Below are 20,984 nucleotides of genomic sequence, written 5' to 3'. Positions count from 1 at the left end.
GAATGCTATTACTTTTAAATTTGTAAACCAAATTGGGCTGTATACAAGCCATAGTAAGCATTTTGGCGTTCCATTAATTGCTCATGTGTACCTTCTTCACTAATGCCCTTTTTCGATACCACAACAATTCTGTCTGCATCCTTAATCGTTGCTAAACGGTGGGCAATCACTAATGTAGTACGACCGATAGAAAGCTCGTTTAAGGCTTGCTGGATCGCTTGTTCTGTTTCTGTATCCAATGCAGATGTTGCTTCATCTAGTATTAAGATTTTTGGATTTTTCAAGAAAATACGTGCAATTGATAATCTTTGTTTTTGTCCACCTGATAATTTGACACCACGTTCACCAATGAGTGTATCCATGCCCTCTGGTAAAGCATTGATGACATCCGTCAGTTGTGCTCGTTGTGCGGCATACCAAATATCTTCTTCACTGGCATTTAAATCACCATAGGCTATGTTTTCACGAATGGTACCATCGAATAAAAAGACATCTTGCTGGACAATCCCGATATGCGAACGTAAAGATTGCAGTTTAAAATCTCGTATATCAACGCCATCAATTTTAATGGAGCCTTCATTCACTTCATAAAAACGGGGCAATAGGCTACAGATCGTAGATTTCCCTGCACCAGAAGGTCCTACTAAGGCAACCGTTTCACCAGGACGTACCTTTAAATTAATTTGATGTAAGGCACGATTATTGGCAGCGTAGCCAAACGATACATTAGAAAAAGTAATTTCACCATCAATTTCCTCAATTATTTTCGCTTCTGGACGGTCCGCAATTTCGGGCTCCGTTTCGAGAAATTCGATATAGCGTCTAAATCCTGCCATGCCCTTTGGATAGCTTTCTATAAACATATTGATTTTGTTAATTGGGCCTAAGAGAATACCTGAAAGTAAAATAAATGCGATAAAATCGCCATTTGTTAAATGCCCATTTAATACAAAGTAAGCCCCCACAAATAAAGTAAAGAGTGATAACACCTTCGTGAGTATGCCTGAAATAGCTTCATTCCAAGCCATTACTTTATAGGAAAACAGCTTTGTCATACGGAATCTTTCATTATTTACTTTAAAGCGTTTAATCTCATGATCTTCATTTGTAAAAGCCTGTACAACACGAATACCACTTACATTGTTTTCAACACGTGCATTGAAATCTGCAATATCTCCAAACATTTGACGGAATGCCTTGGACATTAATTTTCCGAAAATAATGGTTAAGATTAAGATAATCGGTACAAGTAAGAAAATAAGAATCGTAAAGGTTGGATCAATATAGTACATAACACCAAATGTTCCAACAATCGTCATTGCTGCTATAAAGATATCCTCTGGACCATGGTGAGCAAGTTCGCCAATATCCATTAAATCATTCGTTAAACGAGACACAAGATGCCCTGTTTTGTTGTTATCAAAATATCTAAAGGATAGCTTTTGTACATGGCTGAAGGATTCTTTTCTCATATCTGTCTCAATATTAATGCCCAGCATATGTCCCCAATACGAAACAATAAAATGAAGAATGGAGTTAAAAATATATAATGCAAACAGCAATAAACTTGCCATAATGATCCACTTTAATTCCCCATCTGGCAAAATATCATCAATTACCTTATTTAAAACAATTGGAAACGCTAGCTCAATTAGCGCCACTAATATGGCACAGCTAAAATCTAAAATAAATAAACCTTTATAGGGCCTATAATATGAAAAAAAGCGCTGTAATAACATGGTGTAGCCTCCTATTGTGATCTCGTTTTACGTCTCTATAAATGAGCTATCTACAATAGCTCTCCTGTTATCTCAGTTATTGTTGTTGAGCCTTTGTAAATTTAACTATTTTGTCAGCTAGTTCTTCAGCTTGGTGTAAGCCTGAGAGTGGATCGGAAGCAAAATAGTATTCAGAAGGAAGCTCTAATACTTGATTATTTTTAACGACATCTAAATTTGTCCATGTTGCTGGCAACTGGCCTTCTTTGTTAAAGAAATTAATCATGAAGTTATAGTCACCTACATAATCACCGACTACCTCATAGGAAACCTCATACCGTCCATTACTTGCTTCCTTTGTATCAAATAGCTCCTGCACTTTTCCCTGTGGCTTCATGCCCAAAATTTGATAGAGTGCTCTACCACCCGATACACTTGACTTCCCTACAATCGTTGCATTTTTTTCAAACATTTCATAAGTAGTAAATGTGGAATATTTCGGAATTATATTCATGATCTTTTCCTTAGCTTTTGCTATCCGATTTTCAAATTCCTTTGTAAAGGCTTCAGCCTCTGCTTGTCTACCTAAGTAATTCCCCATTGCCTTAATCTCCTCAGTCACTGATTGATGGGCATCTTCAGCAAAGACAATTGTTGGGGCAATTTTTTCATACTTTGCTACATCTTCCACATTCCAAGTAATAATCAAGTCTGGCTTTAACTCTAAAACTTTTTCTAATGACACCTTACCATCCGTACCAATATTCGTAATTTCTCCATCCTTATAGTGTTGCTTTAAGAAAGCAGCATAATCAAGGTTAGCCGTTACGCCTCCAACAGGTACAACATCTAACGCTAAAATTTGCCCCAGATACCAATCAGTTACGACTCTCTCTGCCTGCATTGGAATTTCTACTTCGCGTCCACTATCATCTGTTACGGTTCTAGTCTCTGCCTTCTCGGGCGAAGTTGGTTCATCAACCTTAGATTGGCTTGTCTCTTCATTACACGCTGCCAGTAAAACGAACAGGCTTAATAAAAAAGGTAGCTTTATATGGTGAATCATCTTCGTCATCATGATTTCATTTTCTCCATTCTCAAATCGTTTTGCTTGCGCGAGCTGATTATTATTGTATTGAAAATGATTCTCATTTGTAATGGTAATTTCGGACATATTAGATGCATATTTCAGCCTAAAGCTACTTGGAGCCAGTTTTGTTGCTTTTTTAAAAGCACGGCTAAAATAATATTCATCTTCAAATCCAAGAGATATGGCAATTTCTTTTATGCCATATTGATTGGTTAATAAATACTGCTTAGCCTGCTCTATTCTCAATTGTTGTAAATATATTTGTGGACCTATTTTATAACGAGCTTTAAAAATGCGTAATAAATGTCGTGTACTAATCTGAAGCATATCTGCTACTGTCTGGATAGATAATGGTTGATGAATGTGTTGCTTTATAAATAATCGTGCGGCTTCTGCCTTATCAATTTCATGTGGTTTCCCCTGTCCTTCTGCTAATTCTCGAAAGACATGATAGATAAGCTCATAGAAGGATGCCCTTACAGATAAATGCTCCTGTATAGAGCCAGATTGCCATTTGCTATACATATCTTGAAGGATGTTGTGAATGACTATCGGATTTGCGGGTACACAAGAGAAATGTGTTTGGAATGGTTGATAGTGCATGTACAAATGCTGCATAAAGGCATCCTTGTACATGACATCTCCCTTATAGCTAATGAGAAAATAGCTAACACTCTGCTGCGCCCTAATGTGAAGACATTGAGATTTACCTAGATGAAAAATACTGAAGCGCTGCACATGATAAGATTGATCATCAATGACAATCTGTGCACCACCTTCTGTAACAATAAGAAACGAGCTATATGTTAAAACCTTTGACACATGAACATCTGATTTATTTATGTAATCGATTTGCTTCAACTGGATAAATGCATTTTGCCAAAGAAGCATATAGGCATCATAATTCATCTTCGTCTCCTTCAGAACACATATTTACTCACCATTATATTGATAATGATTCTCAATTTCAATATACATTTATAATATAAAACATATACAAAAAAAAATCACCATTGACAATTTCCTTGTCAATGGTGATGCCATTTATAAAAGTCCTTTTCCCTTTGTTGCCTTTTTCATATCTTCGTTTAGCTTTTCAAAAAATTCTTCATTTGATTTTGTTGTACGGATTTTTTTCAGGAAGCGCTCTGCAAAATCAGGTGCATCAGAAAACGTTTTACGAATTGCCCATAGCTTTTCAAGTTGTTCTGGCTCCAGAAGAAGCTCTTCTTTACGTGTACCCGAACGACGAATATCAAGTGCAGGGAATATACGGCGTTCTGCTAACTGACGATCAAGATGAAGCTCTAAGTTCCCTGTTCCCTTAAATTCTTCATAGATAACTTCATCCATACGAGAACCTGTATCTACTAATGCCGTCGCTAAAATTGTTAAACTACCGCCTTCTTCAATATTACGAGCCGAACCAAAGAAACGTTTCGGTCTATGGAATGCTGCAGGATCAATACCACCAGAAAGTGTACGTCCACTTGGCGGAATTACTAAGTTATAAGCACGAGCTAAACGTGTAATGGAGTCCATTAAAATAATTACATCACGCTTATGTTCCACTAAACGTCGTGCACGTTCTAATACTATTTCAGCCACTTTTACGTGATTCTCAGGTACTTCATCAAATGTTGAGCTGACAACATCTGCATTGACAGAACGTTCAATATCTGTCACTTCCTCAGGTCGTTCATCAATCAGTAGGACAATTAACTCCGCTTGTGGATGATTGGTTGTAATAGCGTTTGCAATCTCTTTTAATAAAGACGTTTTCCCTGCCTTTGGTGGGGCTACAATTAATCCGCGTTGTCCAAAGCCTACTGGTGCCACTAAATCCATTATACGAGTGGATAAATTGCGTTGTGTTGTTTCTAGCTTAATTTGTCGATTTGGATATAAAGGTGTTAGTGCTGGGAAATGAACTCGTTCTTTCGCTACTTCAGGATCCTCGCCATTGACAGCATCTACTTGTAATAGGCCATAATAGCGTTCATTTTCCTTCGGTGGACGCACCTTTCCTGACACCTTGTCCCCATTACGCAAATCAAAGCGACGGATTTGGGATGCAGAAATATAAATATCTTCTTTACTTGGTGAGTAGTTGATTGGTCGAAGGAAGCCGAAGCCCTCTTGCGAAACAATTTCTAATACGCCTTCCATAAAGAAATAGCCCTCTTGCTCTGAACGCGTTTTCAAAATAGCAAATATCAATTCTTTTTTCGTTAGCTTGCTATAATAAGAAATTTTATATTGACGTGCAAGGGCGTAAAGCTCTTTTAACGTCATGTTTTCTAATTGAGCGATTGTCAATGCAGACATATGCACAACTCCAGTCTTTTTCAAAATATAATTCAATTTAATGGGGTTATCATTGAAGTTTACGATTGGCTCTGCTAACGCTTATATGGTTGCCTTAAATATTATCTATTGTTCCACCATATAACTAAACATTGCCTTAAAAATATGGGATGGTTATTTAAAGAAGAAGGTACCTAGCACAATAGATGTACTAGGTATATTTTAGAAGAAAATAACATTAATATCTAGGTTTTTTCTCAAGAGCGTGACGGCCTTCAACAAAGCGAACCGTACCAGATTTAGCACGCATAACTACTGAATGAGTTAAGGCATAAGCACCTTTATATTGAACACCCTTTAAAAGCTCGCAATCTGTTACAGCTGTCGCTGCAAAAATAGCATCGTCACCTTTTACTAGGTCATCTAAATAAAGAACTTTTTCAACATCCACACCCATTTTCGTGCAGCGTTCTAATTGCTCTTCATCTTCTGGTACTAGTTTTGCTTGGAAATCTCCACCAAGGCATTTTAAAGCTACTGCCGCAATAACACCCTCAGGTGCGCCGCCTGTTCCAAACATTATATCAATACCTGTTTCGTCAAAGGCTGTATTGATTGCAGCGCCTACATCACCATCTTGGATAAATTTAATACGTGCACCAGCCTCACGAATTTCATCAACAATCGCTTGGTGACGTGGTCGATCTAAAAGAGTAGCTACAACATCAGAAATATCTTTATTTTTAGCTTTTGCAACTTGTAATAAGTTATAAGTAACGGAAGCATTGATATCCACTTTGCCCGCCGCTTCTGGTCCTACAGCAATTTTCTCCATGTACATATCTGGTGCATTTAGCAGATTCCCTTTATCTGCAATAGCGAGAACTGTCATCGCACCATTTGTACCTTTTGCTACAATATTTGTACCTTCTAAAGGATCCACAGCGATATCTACTTTAGGACCACCATTTCGTAAACCAAGTTCTTCACCAATATAAAGCATCGGTGCTTCATCCATTTCACCTTCACCAATTACTACTGTAGCATGCATTGGAATTGTATCGAACATTTTGCGCATCGCTGTTGTTGCTGCATCATCTGCCTCAATTTTCAAACCGCGCCCCATCCATTTCCCGGATGCGATTGCTGCTGCTTCTGTTACTCGTACTACTTCCATCGATAAACTACGTTCCATTGTTGCTTTGCCTCCCGTTATCGGCATCTTTTCGTGCCAAAACATTCAAATTACCTCTATTGTAACATAATTGGTTGAAAACTTTTAGCTCTCATTATTCCTTTGTCTCAGCTACACGTGCCACAATTGTTTCACGTCGAATATCAGCGCCTAAATCACGTAATTTCTCAATAAGTGAGCTATAGCCACGTTCGATATGATAGATATCCTGAATCTCAGTTTCTCCTTCTGCTAAGAGTCCAGCTAACACTAAAGCTGCTCCAGCACGAAGATCTGTAGCTGTTACAGTGGAGCCATGTAATCTACTCGGCCCTTTAATAATTGCTGTGTTTCCTTCTACACGAGCATCTGCATTCATACGACGAAGCTCATCAATATGCTTAAAACGAGCTGTGTAAATAGTATCTGTTACTTTTGAGGAACCGAATGCTTGTGACATTAGCACGGCAAGCGGTTGCTGAATATCCGTTGGGAATCCAGGGTATACCAATGTTTTGACATCCACTGCCTGTAATGTTGAGAGGTCTGTTTTTGGTACATAAATGCTTTCTTCACCAATCTCAATTTTTACACCCATTTCACGAAGCTTGGCAATAATTGCTTCTAAATGCAGTGGAATAACGTTATCGATCGTTATTCCATCACCGACTGCTGCAGCCATAATCAAAAATGTGGAGGCCTCAATGCGATCAGGTATAATTGTATGCTCAGTACCATGTAACTCTTCTACGCCTTCGATACGAATAACACTTGTACCTGCACCTTTAATATTGGCACCCATATTTGTTAGAAGTGTCGCAACATCAATTATTTCAGGTTCTTTTGCAGCATTTTCAATGACAGTACGTCCCTTAGCAAGGACAGCAGCCAGCATGATATTAATAGTAGCCCCGACACTTGCCACATCTAAATAAATCTTTGCCCCTATTAACTCATCTGCTCGTAAATAAATGGCTCCATGTTCATTAGTAATTTTAGCTCCTAAAGCCTCAAAGCCCTTTATATGTTGATCAATAGGTCGAGGTCCTAAAAAACAGCCTCCAGGTAAACCAATGACTGCTTTTTTAAAACGTCCAAGCATAGCGCCCATTAAATAATAAGAAGCGCGTAATTTTTTAACGTTGCCATTTGGTAAAGGCAATGCAATCATCTCTGTCGGATCGATTGTCATTTTCCCATCCTCAAATGAAACTTCTCCACCAATCTCCTCTAATAGAGCCTTTAACGTCCAAGCATCTGAAATTTCGGGTATCCCTCCAATAGTCACTGGAGAGTTCGCCAAAATTGATGCAGGAATTAAGGCGACTGCACTATTTTTTGCACCACTAACTTTAATTGTACCTTGTAGACGATTTTCGCCAGTAATTTTATAAACATCCATTTTGCGTTCTCCCTCATGATTGGAAAGTAGTATTTTTGCAATTTGCATACTTTATAATCTTATTATTCGCCTTTTCTCTTATTCCAATCCGCTAAAAATCCTTCAATTCCTTTTTCAGTTAATGGATGGTGGAAAAGCTGCTTTAATACTTTAAACGGAGTAGTTGAAATATGTGCACCTGCTAAAGCTGCTGCTGTAACGTGTTGTGGGTGACGTACAGAGGCAGCTATAATTTGTGTATCGATATTATGAATTGTAAAAATATCTGCAATTGTTTCAATTAACTCAACACCATTTTGACCAATGTCATCTAAACGGCCGATAAATGGTGATACGTATGTAGCACCTGCACGCGCAGCCATTAATGCTTGGTTAGCACTAAAGATTAATGTCACATTTGTTTTAATGCCTTTGTTTGCAAAGAAACGACATGCCTCTAATCCAGCAGGAGTCATTGGAAGCTTTACAGTAATGTTTGGCGCAATCGCAGCTAATTCTAAACCTTCTTTAATCATACCTTCTGCATCAAGTGCAATAACTTCCCCACTTACAGAGCCATCAACAAGCTCTGCGATTTCACGAAGACGATCATGGAAAGAAACATTTTCTTCTTTAGCCACTAACGATGGGTTTGTTGTCACTCCTGATAAAATACCCCATGCATGTGCCTCTTTAATCTCTTCAAAGTTTGCTGTATCAATGAAAAATTTCATATTATTTCCTCCTGATCATTTTTCTTATATTATTAAATATTTTCCAAAATTTCTTTATTTCAAAAACAAGAGAAGGTCGATTGAAAGCATCAACACTTCTCTTATTATGTGTATTTATCTATGCTTTTGTAACATATTAAATGCAAAAATTATGCTTTTTGTGCACTTCCAAATTCACGAATTTTACCAATAACCGTAGCTTTGATGGCTTCACGTGCTGGACCAAGGAATTTACGAGGGTCGTAAACAACTTTGTCGTTGTCAAGAATTTCACGAATTACTTTTGTTGCTTCAATTTGATTTTCAGTATTGACGTTGATTTTAGCCGTACCTAATGAAATAGAACGTTGAATATCTTTTGTTGGGATACCTGTACCACCATGTAAAACAAGTGGAAGATCTGCCAATTTAGAGATTTCCTCCATTTCTTTAAAGCCTAAGTTTGGTTCTCCTTTGTAAGGACCATGTACAGAACCAAGAGCTGGCGCTAGGCAATCGATGTCTGTTAGTTCAACCATTTTGCGGCATTCCTCTGGATCAGCGTAAATAATACCACCGATTACGCCATCTTCATCTCCACCAACTGTCCCTAATTCTGCTTCCACAGAAACGCCTTTAGCATGTGCGTATTCTACTACTTCTGAAGTAATTTTCACATTTTCCTCAAATGGGTGATGTGATGCATCAATCATCACGGAAGTAAAGCCTGCATCAATTGCTTCTTTACATTTTGCAAAGCTAGAACCATGGTCAAGGTGAATCGCTACAGGAACTGTAGTACCGTAAGATTCCATTAAACCTTTTACCATATGAACAACAGAAATAAATCCGCCCATATATTTACCTGCGCCTTCAGAAACACCAAGAATCACTGGAGATTTTTCTTCTTCAGCTGCTTGTAAAATTGCTTGAGTCCATTCAAGGTTATTAATGTTGAATTGACCAACAGCATAACCTTCTGCTTTTGCTTTAATTAACATCTCTTTCATAGATACTAATGCCATACTAAAAATCCTCCTCATAGGACTATTCTTTCTACATAAACATGCTCCTCAATCATAGCAAAAATAATAGCCCCTGAAAAGCAGGGGCTATTATTTTCTACCCGAAAGCGAAGTGGAACGTAGCGGCAGGGTTGACGAAGTGTAGTGGAACGTAACGAAGTCCTAGCCCCTGAAAAGCAGGGGCTATTATTTTCTACCCGAAAGCGAAGTGGAACGTAGCGGCAGGGGTGACGCAGTGTAGTGGAACGTAACGAAGTCCTAGCCCCTGAAAAGCAGGGGCTATTATTTTCTACCCGAAAGCGAAGTGGAACGTAGCGGCAGGGGTGACGCAGTGTAGTGGAACGCAACGAAGTCCTCGCACCTGAAAAGCAGGGGCTATTATTTTCTACCCGATAGCGAAGTGGAACGTAGCGGCAGGGGTGACGCAGTGTAGTGGAACGCAACGAAGTCCTCGCACCTGAAAAGCAGGGGCTATTATTTTCTACCCGATAGCGGAATGTAATGAAGCGGCAGGGTCAACACAGTGTAGTGGAACGCAACGAAGTCCTCGCACCTGAAAAGCAGGGGCTATTAATCAACATAAAAAAACAGGCCGTGTGTCCACCGCCTGCTTTTTAAGCTTGTAAAGCTTTATTTACTTCATCACGCACTTCGAAAATATCAAATGGTTTTGTAAAGTAACGAATGGCTCCTAATTCTAACGCTTCTTGCACAACATCCAGCTCTCCGTATGCTGTCATCATAAAAACAGGCAGCTTCGGAAACTTCTCTTTTAAACGTCTCAAAATTTCAATACCATCCATTCCAGGAATTTTCATGTCCAGCAAAACACAATCCATCTCTTGTTCGTCTGCATACTTTAATGCCTCTGAACCATTAGCTGCTAAATATGTAATATACCCTTCCTTTTTCAGCACTTCATTTAAAAGTAAACGAATTCCTTGCTGATCATCGACAATTAGTAATCGTTTCACATCACATTCCGCCCTTTTTAGTTTTATTCTTACACAAAAACTTTCTTTATTATGTATAATTCTCCTTTTTCAGCTTAATACCTCCTAGTATTATAAATTATCTGCTTTTGCTTTCTACCTTTTACCCCCTATAATATGAATAGAGGTGGGAACATGTCAAAAATTCTAACAACACAATTAAGTGGATTATTACAAAGAATTACTCAAAATGAAGAAGATGCTATCGAAGAGACAGCAAGGTTATTAGCACAAGCCGCAATTGGCGAAGGAAATGTCTATTTTGCTTGCTTTGGAGAAATGCAGATTGTGGAATTAAATGCACTTCAAGCAGTTGAACCGTTTAGCAAGTTAGCACCATGGACTTCAGACACAAGCTTAACAGAAGCTGATCGTGTTTGCATTTTTACTCGTAGTGCAAATGATGAAGAAGCACTCGTCTTAGCTCAAAAATTAAATACACAATTTATTCCCTTTGCTGCTGTAGCTAGTGAAGCAGCTAGTGTAGAAAACCCTCTTGCAGATTTAGCCTATACGTATGTTTCTACACGCGTTAAAGGCGGTTTAATACCCAATGATCTAGGTCAACGTATTGTTATACCACATGCACTAGCAGGACTCTTTGTTTATGAAGCTGTCAAAATGGCTTATGATGAAATGCTTGGGTTAGATGAAGAAGAATTGTAGTGATCAATTTAAAAAGAGTTGTCTCGTTATACACGAGACAACTTCACGTTGTTGAAAAACAACCCTGTCAATGAAATCCCTGTGAATTTCCACAGGGATTTTTTGAATTATTCAAAAGAATCTTCTATAATTTTATATGTGAGATGGAGTCCAACTTGTTTTAGTGAACGGAGCTTGGTCCATTTCTTAAAGTTTTGAATGAGTGCGATCATCAAAACTTGTGTTTTTACTTTGGGTATACCACGGTATCTGGCATAACGGAGACCGTGGTATTCTTTGCTATGGGCAAAGCTTAGTTCAATCGTTTGTGGTCGGACAGTTTTTAAAATTTTCCCTTTCCATGATAATCTCATTTCTCTTAGACGATCATAGGTTTTTTGATGAATAGAAAGCCTTAAAATACGGTCTTTTTCGTTTAAAGCGTACGGGCAGTTTTTGCAGCTTCCTTTTGATGCTTTAAATTCGTGATAGCCTTTGCGCGTTGATGTTGTATAACGAAACGGTACGCCCATTGGACAAGCATACGTCGTTTCGTTTAACTTTTTGAATTGATGACGCCGACAGCTTGGATGTTCTTTTGTCTGGCTTCTTTTATAAGGTATGGAGACAAAAAAGCCTCGTTTAAAGAGCTCATTCGCACATTGTGCATTATAATAGCCAGCATCTAATGTAATTTCTTTCGCATACTGCTGAAATAGTTCATGCAATTGATTCAGCTGCTGAGGTAAAATTTGATGTCCAGGTCTATTTGCTGCTGTGATTTCAGAGGCAATAATAAATCCATGTAATGTATCGACAATACGATGTTCATAATACGCAAATTGCCCTCTCTCCACATGTTTAACGGATAGGCGCGCATCTTCATCGACAGGACTAAAATTCGTTGGATGAAATATCACTTTAGATAGGGCCGGCTTTAATGGTTTTTTTCCTTGTTTTTCGCGGAATTGATTGATTCGTTTTAAATCGTTCTCATTCTCTTCAACCATTTTTTTCACAAGGAGCCGTTGACGAAAACGTTTATTGGCATTGGCCTTTAACTCCGTTTCATCTGCAGCCCACGTTTTATTCGCAATAAATCCTTCCTGATGAATGGCCCACACTTGTTCATTAAACAACGCTAACCAAAATGGAGGTCCTTTCAGACGTTCCCATAAAAAACGAGAAATTGTACTATGATGAGGTACTTTTTCAAATAGATGAATCCCTAGAAACCAACGATACGTGGCATTTGATTGAACTTGTTTACACGTCAAACGGACAGATCGAAACCCTTCTAGACTTTGAATCAATAATATCTTCACCAACATAATCGGATCTTTAGACGGACGCCCGGTAGGTGTATTTGAATAATAGCGCATCAACTTTTTTAAAATCGATTGCCAATCAATTAATTGATCCAATTGCACTAACAGGTGGCTCTTATCATACATAGCTAAATAAGCCTCCCGATTTTTTTCGATGGTCTGTCTTGAAGTAGTAAAGAACATAAAAATCCCTCCAATTCATTTCATAGAATTGAAAGGACTTTACCCGATTTTTCAAAAAAATTTCATTGACTAAATAGTTTATCAACAGAATGGAGTTGTCTCGTTATACACGAGACAACTTTTTTGATTATTTAAATGTTGCGCCGATAAAGTCACGGAACAATGGTTGTGGACGATTTGGACGTGACACTAGCTCTGGGTGGAATTGACATGCTACAAAGAAATTGTTTTCTGGTAGCTCAATAATTTCAACCAATTTGCCATCAGGGCTTGTACCTGAGAAGACAAGGCCAGCTGCTTCCATTGCCTCACGATATTCATTGTTAAATTCATAACGGTGACGATGACGCTCATAAACAAGCTCTTTCCCATAAGCTTTGCTTGCTTTCGAACCATCTTTTAATTTACATGGATATAAGCCTAAACGTAAAGTACCACCGATATCCACAGTATCATTTTGATCTGGTAGGAAGTCGATAATTGGATACTCTGTATTTGCATCAAGCTCTGTAGAATGAGCACCTTTTAGACCAAGAACATTACGTGCAAATTCTACTGTTGCTAATTGCATACCTAAACAAATGCCTAGGAAAGGAACATTATTTTCACGTGCATATTGCGTCGCTAAAATTTTACCTTCAACACCACGATCACCAAAGCCGCCTGGTACTAAAATAGCGTCAGCACCTTTTAATAGCGTGGCAACATTGTCAGCATCAACGTGTTCTGCATTAATCCAGTCAATTTCAATATCAGAATTAAATGCATATCCTGCATGCTTTAATGCCTCAACTACAGAAATGTAAGCATCTTGTAGTTCTACATATTTCCCTACTAATGCTATCTTTCTTTTATTTGGTAAGTTTTTCACTTTTTCTACAAGGTCACGCCATTCTTCCATGTCTGCCTCTGGTGCTTCAATGCCAAAATGATCTAAAACAATATCATCTATATCTTGCGCATGCAGGTTTAATGGTACTTCATATAAATGCTCAGCATCACGAGACTCAATAATTTCATGTGGTTGAACATCACAGAATAATGCTAATTTCTCTTTCATATCTTGTGGTACTTCTTGCTCTGTACGGACTACGATAATATTTGGCTGAATACCTAAAGAGCGTAATTCTTTAACAGAATGCTGTGTAGGTTTTGTTTTAAGTTCACCAGCTGCTTTAATATAAGGAATAAGCGTACAGTGTATATACATTACATTGTTATGCCCTAAATTTGTTTTCATTTGGCGAATGGCTTCTAGGAATGGTAATGATTCAATATCACCTACTGTTCCACCAACCTCTGTAATGACAACGTCTGCATTTGTTTCACGACCAGCACGTTGAATACGATCTTTGATTTCGTTTGTAATATGAGGAATTACTTGGACAGTTCCACCGTTATAATCTCCACGACGTTCTTTCTGTAATACAGATTGGTAAACACGACCTGAAGTTACTGTAGAATGTTTCCCTAGGTTAATATCAATAAAACGTTCATAGTGTCCTAAGTCTAAATCAGCCTCAGCACCATCATCTGTTACAAAAACCTCACCATGTTGATAAGGACTCATCGTACCTGGGTCAATATTGATATATGGGTCAAATTTTTGAATCGTAACTTCTAACCCACGATTTTTTAATAAACGGCCCAAAGATGCTGCAACAATCCCTTTTCCAAGTGATGATACAACCCCACCTGTTACAAAAATATACTTCGTCATGAATAAATTCCTCCTTATGATGTTCTAAAATATTAGTGCGTTTAGGGGGGATCAGAACCATTTACATTCTAATACCCTAAAAAAAGAAAAGCCGAGAATGTCTACAAAATGTAGTCGATTCGAAGCTGTAATCGGTTCTATCTCTTTTCCACTTTCCTTTAAACCATAAAACTCTAATAACTTTTCAGTCACCGTTTACTATACATCATGAATAATTAAAAACATTTATATTCATATCGGTATTAAAAGTATAGGAGAACTAAAATGATTAAAGTTAAAAACAAAAAAACGCTCCTCCTGCATAGGTTTGCAGGGGGAGCGTATTATATACACGGTCTTTCTCCTTCTTTTAAGGAGCCCAAGTAAAAGATTAAACGTAACCGCGATAGAAGTCAAGATTTTTTGCTTCTAGCTTAAAAGAAAGAAAATTCTAAGAGTACTGTATTAGATCTCTTCCTCTTCTTCTTCAAATTCTTCTTCCTCTTCATCAATAAACTCTTCATCGATTTCTTCATCAATTTCTTCTAGTTCTTCATCGTCAAAGTCGATATCTTCTTTATCGTCATCTTCTTCCTCAAGATCCTCTTCATCAATGAACTCTTCAAAGTCTTCATCAAAGTCGATATCTTCTTCATCTAAGTCTACATCTTCATCAAGATCTTCATCATCAAAGGCAGCTTTAGATTTTTTCTTTTGAGTTTTAACAGAAGGTGCTGTTTCTTCTTCGATTTGCTCTACTTTAAACCATTCACGTAAGCCCCAGCCTGCTTCTTGATTATATAAGAAGCGACCATCAATATTGATATCTGTATAAAATTGTAACAGACGGGATTTCATTTCTGCATCACTGTAGCCCACAAGCTCTTGAATTAATTTTAATAAATCATTAAAAGACACTGAGGCACGTTTTTCATTTAAAATTGCATAAGCTAAGTTAATTAACGATTCTTCTGTTAATTGTTCCTTTGTCATTTCACGAAAATTCAATTCGTGCACTTCCTTTCCCTCGTCACAATGGACGTTTTAAAATTACATGGTGCTTTATTCTCCAAGCGCAGCAAAAAAGGCCACGCAAAAGGTACTTTCCATACAATAAGCATAATACCCATTATATACAAAGTTTTAGCCCCTTTGCTAGCTTCAATTACTGTTTTTTATATTACGCATTTTTTTTATTCCAAGATAAAACAAATAGACAGATAATAGTAGTAAAGGAATAGCGCCAATTTGCTTATTATACAGGAAAAAGGCTCCCAATACTAAAGCTAATATAATTATGTAGTGAATAGCTGATTTCATCCTCTACTGCGCCTCCCCTTTTTTTACATTTCTATTATAACGAAAATAAAAAGAAGTGCCTAATCTTAAGACTAGACACTAGAAATTAGAGAAGCATGATGCTTGAAGTAGAATACAAGAAGTTTTGATCAACCTTGCTTACATATTACGACGATATTGTCCGCCAACTTCATATAAAGCTTTTGTAATTTGCCCTAAACTTGCTACCTTTACTGACTCCATCAGCTCAGCAAAAATGTTACCATTATTGACAGCCACTTCTTGTAGACGTGCAATCGCAGCTTCACTTTCCTCTTCATGTGCTTTCCAAAAGGCTTGTAAATTACGAATTTGCGTCTCTTTTTCTTCTGTCGATGCACGAGCAATTTCCATATTATCTATATCAGCATCTGAAGGTGGATTTGGGTTCAAGTAAGTATTAACACCAATGATTGGTAACTCTCCTGAATGTTTTAACATTTCGTAGTACATAGATTCTTCTTGAATTTTACCACGTTGGTATTGTGTTTCCATAGCACCTAACACACCGCCACGATCATTGATACGATCAAACTCTTCAAGAACCGCTTCTTCCACAAGATCTGTTAATTCTTCAACAATAAACGCGCCTTGTAGTGGGTTTTCATTTTTTGCTAGACCATGCTCTTTTGTAATAATCATTTGAATTGCCATAGCACGTCTTACAGATTCCTCCGTAGGTGTAGTAATGGCCTCATCGTAGGCGTTTGTATGCAATGAGTTACAGTTATCTTGTAATGCCATTAAAGCCTGTAATGTAGTACGAATATCATTGAAATCAATCTCTTGTGCGTGTAAACTACGCCCAGACGTTTGAATATGATACTTTAGCTTTTGAGCGCGCTCATTCGCACCGTATTTATCACGCATTACAATCGCCCAAATACGTCGTGCGACACGACCGATTACTGTATACTCTGGATCTAGTCCATTTGAGAAGAAGAATGATAAATTTGGTGCAAAGTCATTGATATTCATGCCACGACTTAAATAATACTCTACATACGTAAAGCCATTAGCTAAGGTGAAGGCTAATTGAGAAATAGGGTTTGCTCCAGCTTCCGCAATATGATAACCCGAAATGGAAACAGAATAATAGTTACGTACTTTATGGTCTATAAAGTATTGCTGAATATCGCCCATCATACGTAAAGCAAACTCTGTTGAGAAAATACATGTATTCTGTCCTTGATCTTCCTTTAGAATATCTGCTTGCACTGTTCCACGTACAACCTGCAATGTTTTTTCACGTGTCTCGGTAAACTCTTCAACTGTCAAAGTTCGTCCTAGCTCTTGCTCACGTAATTGAACTTGTTGATCGATTGCTGTATTCATAAACATTGCTAAAATAATAGGTGCTGGTCCATTAATAGTCATTGATACAGATGTAGACGGTGCACATAAATCAAACCCAGCGTAAAGCTTTTTCATATCTTCTAGTGTACAGATCGATACACCTGATTCACCGACTTTACCGTAAATATCTGGTCGGTAATCTGGGTCCTCCCCATACAATGTCACGGAGTCAAAGGCTGTAGATAATCGTTTTGCATCATCATCCTTCGATAAATAGTGGAAGCGTTTATTTGTACGTTCTGGTGTTCCCTCGCCAGCAAATTGACGCTTCGGATCTTCACCCTCACGTTTGAATTGGAAAACACCTGCCGTATATGGGAATTCTCCAGGAACATTTTCTTTATAAACCCAACGCAAGATTTCACCATAGTCTTCAAACTTCGGTAATGCTACTTTTGGAATTTTCGTGCCAGAAAGACTAGTTGTTTTTAAGATGGTACGAATTTCTTTATCGCGAACTTTAGTCACAAACTCATCACCAGCATAAGCTTCTTTTAATGCCTGCCAATTATCCAATATACGCTTGGATTCTGCTGTTAATTCATCTCTAACACCTTCTGCTAAAGAAGTAAGCGATGCCACAAGCGCATCATCTGGCGCTTTTTCTTGAACGGCGGCAATAGCACCTTCTAATTGGAATAGTCGTCGAGCAAATCCCACCTGCTGCTCTGTTTTTTTATGATAGCCACGGACAGTGTCCGTAATCTCACGTAAATAATAACGGCGATCGTTTGGAATGATAACATCTTGCTTTTGCGTTTTCGCAAATTGCTCATAGCTTGTTTCCCAATTAAAGCCTGTTTTTTCGTTAATTATTTTAACGAGGGCGGCAAATAATGCATTTGTACCTTTGTCATTAAATTGGCTAGCTATTGTACCGTAGACTGGCATGCTATCAAGTGATTCATCCCAAAGCTCACGTGAACGTTGATATTGTTTTTGTACTTGTCGAAGGGCATCCTCTGAGCCTTTTCGCTCAAATTTATTGATCGCAATAACATCTGCAAAGTCAATCATATCGATCTTCTCAAGTTGTGTAGGTGCACCAAATTCGCTTGTCATGACATACATGGATAGATCCGTATATTTAGTAATTTCGGCATCACCTTGACCAATTCCACTTGTTTCTACGATGATTAAGTCATAACCTGCTACACGTACTACATCTAGCACATCACCAATTGATGCAGATAATTCAGTACGTGAGCCACGTGTTGCTAAACTACGCATATAAACACGGTTATTAAAAATAGCATTCATACGAATACGATCCCCAAGCAATGCTCCACCCGTTTTTTGCTTTGTTGGATCAACGGATAGGATGGCTACACGTTTATCTGGGAATTCTTTTAGGAAGCGGCGAATCAGTTCATCCGTTAAGGATGATTTCCCTGCACCACCTGTTCCCGTAATCCCCATTACAGGCGTACCCTTTGAAAGCTTTCTTGCCTCTGCTAGCATTTCTTTCGTAGCTTCATCGTCATTTGACTCAGCTGCTGTTATTAGATTGGCTAAAATTTCAGGCGTCTCTGTCGTTAAAGCCTTTAATTTTTCTAAGTAATTACCTGTTGCAGTCGGAAAATCTGTTCCTTTAATTTGTTCATTAATCATTCCCTGTAGCCCTAAAACACGGCCATCCTCTGGTGAGAATATTCCTGCAATGCCATACGTATGAAGCTCTTTAATTTCACGAGGTAAAATAACTCCTCCACCACCGCCATAAATTTTAATATGTGGTGCTCCTTTTTCACGCAGTAAATCATACATATATTTAAAGTATTCCATATGTCCGCCTTGATAAGAAGAAACAGCTATCCCTTGTGCATCTTCCTGTATCGCAGCATTCACGACTTCTTCAACAGAACGGTTATGACCTAAATGGATTACTTCTACACCGCTCGATTGTAAAATGCGTCGCATAATATTGACTGAAGCATCATGTCCATCAAAAAGACTCGATGCTGTCACAAAACGTACGTGATTTTTTGGACGATATACTTCTACCTTTGTCATATGAAATCCCCACTTTCTCCCCTTATTGAATAAAAAAAGCCAGCAATTGCAATATCGCGATATGCAATTGCTGACAAACCCCTTACAAAATATTAGAACCCCTTTATGCCTGAAATGAACAAGGTGATTTGCATGTCAATGAATTCGTCTATAGAGTGCTGACGATGTAAAGCCCATTTGCGGAACGCCCAACTTTGTCCTGAAACAACTAAGTTATTGGCTGCTAAATGGATTTGCTTGTCTGTCATTGTTAGTTCGCCAGACTGTACACATCGCTGTAATAAGCGTTCAAATGTGGCAACCATTTCAAATTCTTTACTAAAGACATAGCGTTGTGCTTCTTTTGACAATGATTTTGTTTCTTGATACATGATTGTTAGCTCATCAACCATACTATCGATTTGCAGGAAGTATTCCCGGATCATTTCTTTTAGCTCATCAATTGTTCCTGCTTTAATCTCATAACTTGAAAGACGCTCCATTGCATGGTGATAGATACTGTCACAAACAAGGTATAGAACATCTTCTTTCGTTCGAATATATTCATACAAAGTACCGATACTAAAGCCAGCAGCTTTTGCAATCTCTCTCGTCGTGGCACGGTGAAAGCCTTTTTCTTTAAATAACTTAATAGCTCCTTGAATCATTTGTTCACGACGAATGGCGATTAGATTTTCATCTTTTACGGTTGACTGGACTTGGGGCCTTTTATCTTTTTCAGTCATCAATTATTTCGTTAGCATACGCGAGATTACAAGACGTTGAATCTCCTGCGTACCTTCGTAAATTTGTGTAATTTTAGCATCACGCATAAAGCGCTCTACTGGGTAATCTTTTGTATAACCATAGCCACCAAATACTTGAACCGCCTCTGTCGTTACACTCATTGCTGTATCGCCAGCCATTAATTTCGCCATTGCAGATGCCTTACCATATGGTAGGTTATTAGATTCTAACCATGCCGCCTGGTATGTAAGAAGTCGAGAAGCCTCTATTTGAGTTGCCATATCTGCTAATTTGAAGGAAATACCTTGATTTGCAGTGATCGGTTTACCAAATTGCACACGTTCTTTGGCGTAGTCAACTGCTGCATCTAAAGCTCCTTGTGCAATTCCTACTGCTTGAGCCGCAATACCATTACGTCCACCATCCAATGTCGTCATCGCAATCTTAAAGCCTTCCCCTTCAGCTCCTAATAGATTTTCCTTTGGAACACGACAGTTATCAAAAATAATCTCTGTTGTTGGAGATGAACGAATTCCTAATTTCTTTTCTTTCTTCCCTACAGAGAAACCTTCAAATCCAGCTTCCACGATAAATGCGGATGTGCCATGTTTTGCTTCTGGATCTGTTACTGCAAATACAATATATGTATCTGCTACTCCACCGTTCGTAATAAAGATTTTTGAGCCATTTAAAATATAATCATCGCCATCACGTTTTGCATAAGTTTTCATGCCGCCCGCATCAGAGCCAGAGCCAGGTTCTGTCAAACCATAGGCACCAATATGTTTACCTTCAGCCATTGGGCGAAGATATTTTTGTTTTTGTTCTTCTGTACCGAACTTGTAAAGAGGCCAACCTGCCAGTGAAGTATGTGCAGATAAAGTTACCCCAGTCGAAGCACAAACACGTGATAATTCCTCAACAGCAATGACATATGCAAGGTAATCAAATCCTGCACCACCATATTCCTCAGGCCATGGAATACCAGTAAGCCCAAGCTCCGCCATTTTGTCGAAAATCGCACGGTCAAATTCTTCATTTTCGTCACGTTCAGCAGCTGTTGGCGCCACTTCATTTATAGCAAAATCACGAATCATTTCACGTAATTGTTCATGCTCTTCTGTTAACTGAAAGTTCATTGTCCATTTCCCCTTTTTAGTTAGACTCTGTTTTGTGTTACCTGATTATTGTTAGGTTGGATTGAGCGCTTCTCTCACTTTTTAGAGCAGACCTACACGCTTTATGAGCGTGTCTCCCTCACTCTGGAATGTTTCCATCACTTTGTACCATTCCTAA

The 20,984-nt window shown here is 38.3% G+C and carries 15 protein-coding genes; 1 reads left to right on the top strand and 14 read right to left on the bottom strand.

The annotated features are described in order from the left end of the window. Window positions 1-14: 14 nt before the first annotated feature. The 8 genes from MHB39_RS03015 to MHB39_RS02980 form a co-directional block, all read right to left on the bottom strand. The gene (locus MHB39_RS03015; RefSeq protein ID WP_342545809.1) at window positions 15-1,739 is read right to left on the bottom strand and encodes an ABC transporter ATP-binding protein; all 1,725 of its coding nucleotides are present in this window, start codon (window positions 1,737-1,739) and stop codon (window positions 15-17) included. A gap of 76 nt (window positions 1,740-1,815) precedes the next feature. After that, window positions 1,816-3,717, bottom strand: a complete 1,902-nt coding sequence (locus MHB39_RS03010) for a helix-turn-helix domain-containing protein (protein WP_342545808.1) — start codon at window positions 3,715-3,717, stop codon at window positions 1,816-1,818. A 135-nt stretch (window positions 3,718-3,852) separates the two neighbouring features. Beyond that, window positions 3,853-5,136 carry a transcription termination factor Rho gene (gene rho / locus MHB39_RS03005; RefSeq protein WP_016992739.1) on the bottom strand — a complete coding sequence of 428 codons (1,284 nt, stop codon included), beginning with the start codon at window positions 5,134-5,136 and terminating at the stop codon, window positions 3,853-3,855. Between the two features lie 217 nt (window positions 5,137-5,353). Further along, window positions 5,354-6,310, bottom strand: coding sequence for a class II fructose-bisphosphatase (gene glpX, locus MHB39_RS03000; RefSeq protein ID WP_004269449.1), 957 nt, complete (start codon window positions 6,308-6,310; stop codon window positions 5,354-5,356). A 94-nt stretch (window positions 6,311-6,404) separates the two neighbouring features. Further along, window positions 6,405-7,691 (bottom strand): UDP-N-acetylglucosamine 1-carboxyvinyltransferase, encoded by a 1,287-nt coding sequence (locus tag MHB39_RS02995; RefSeq protein ID WP_016992737.1) that lies wholly within the window; start codon window positions 7,689-7,691, stop codon window positions 6,405-6,407. 62 nt (window positions 7,692-7,753) lie between these two features. Beyond that, window positions 7,754-8,404, bottom strand: a complete 651-nt coding sequence (fsa, locus tag MHB39_RS02990; RefSeq protein WP_004269447.1) for a fructose-6-phosphate aldolase — start codon at window positions 8,402-8,404, stop codon at window positions 7,754-7,756. Between the two features lie 149 nt (window positions 8,405-8,553). After that, entirely contained in the window at window positions 8,554-9,408 is an 855-nt protein-coding gene (locus tag MHB39_RS02985; RefSeq protein ID WP_004269446.1) for a class II fructose-bisphosphate aldolase, read from the bottom strand. A gap of 614 nt (window positions 9,409-10,022) precedes the next feature. Then, the gene (locus MHB39_RS02980; RefSeq protein ID WP_016995617.1) at window positions 10,023-10,382 is read right to left on the bottom strand and encodes a response regulator; all 360 of its coding nucleotides are present in this window, start codon (window positions 10,380-10,382) and stop codon (window positions 10,023-10,025) included. A 153-nt stretch (window positions 10,383-10,535) separates the two neighbouring features. On the opposite strand from MHB39_RS02980, the gene MHB39_RS02975 reads away from it, so the two are divergent. Beyond that, on the top strand, window positions 10,536-11,066 hold the full coding sequence (locus MHB39_RS02975) for a DUF2529 family protein (protein WP_036078238.1): 531 nt from the start codon (window positions 10,536-10,538) through the stop codon (window positions 11,064-11,066). Between the two features lie 107 nt (window positions 11,067-11,173). Here the strand turns inward: MHB39_RS02975 and MHB39_RS02970 are convergent, their stop codons facing one another. From MHB39_RS02970 to MHB39_RS02945, 6 genes are all read right to left on the bottom strand, one after another. Then, window positions 11,174-12,556: an IS1182 family transposase gene (locus MHB39_RS02970; protein WP_263082633.1), complete on the bottom strand. Its 1,383-nt coding sequence runs from the start codon at window positions 12,554-12,556 to the stop codon at window positions 11,174-11,176. Window positions 12,557-12,683: 127 nt separating this feature from the next. Next, window positions 12,684-14,276, bottom strand: coding sequence for a CTP synthase (locus MHB39_RS02965; RefSeq protein ID WP_036078236.1), 1,593 nt, complete (start codon window positions 14,274-14,276; stop codon window positions 12,684-12,686). Between the two features lie 444 nt (window positions 14,277-14,720). Beyond that, window positions 14,721-15,263, bottom strand: coding sequence for a DNA-directed RNA polymerase subunit delta (gene rpoE / locus MHB39_RS02960; protein ID WP_088364077.1), 543 nt, complete (start codon window positions 15,261-15,263; stop codon window positions 14,721-14,723). A 450-nt stretch (window positions 15,264-15,713) separates the two neighbouring features. Next, the gene (gene icmF / locus MHB39_RS02955; protein ID WP_016993587.1) at window positions 15,714-18,962 is read right to left on the bottom strand and encodes a fused isobutyryl-CoA mutase/GTPase IcmF; all 3,249 of its coding nucleotides are present in this window, start codon (window positions 18,960-18,962) and stop codon (window positions 15,714-15,716) included. 92 nt (window positions 18,963-19,054) lie between these two features. Beyond that, a complete protein-coding gene (locus MHB39_RS02950; protein WP_016993588.1) occupies window positions 19,055-19,687 on the bottom strand; it encodes a TetR/AcrR family transcriptional regulator in 633 nt (210 codons plus the stop codon). Between the two features lie 3 nt (window positions 19,688-19,690). Beyond that, a complete protein-coding gene (locus MHB39_RS02945) occupies window positions 19,691-20,827 on the bottom strand; it encodes an acyl-CoA dehydrogenase (RefSeq protein WP_016993589.1) in 1,137 nt (378 codons plus the stop codon). Window positions 20,828-20,984 lie beyond the last annotated feature (157 nt).

Origin of the sequence: Lysinibacillus sp. FSL K6-4013 (assembly GCF_038630435.1) — a bacterium.
GTDB classification, from domain to species: Bacteria; Bacillota; Bacilli; order Bacillales_A; family Planococcaceae; genus Lysinibacillus; species Lysinibacillus boronitolerans.
Note: the sequence above shows the minus strand (reverse complement) of the source record. Positions and strands in the feature narration are given on the sequence as shown.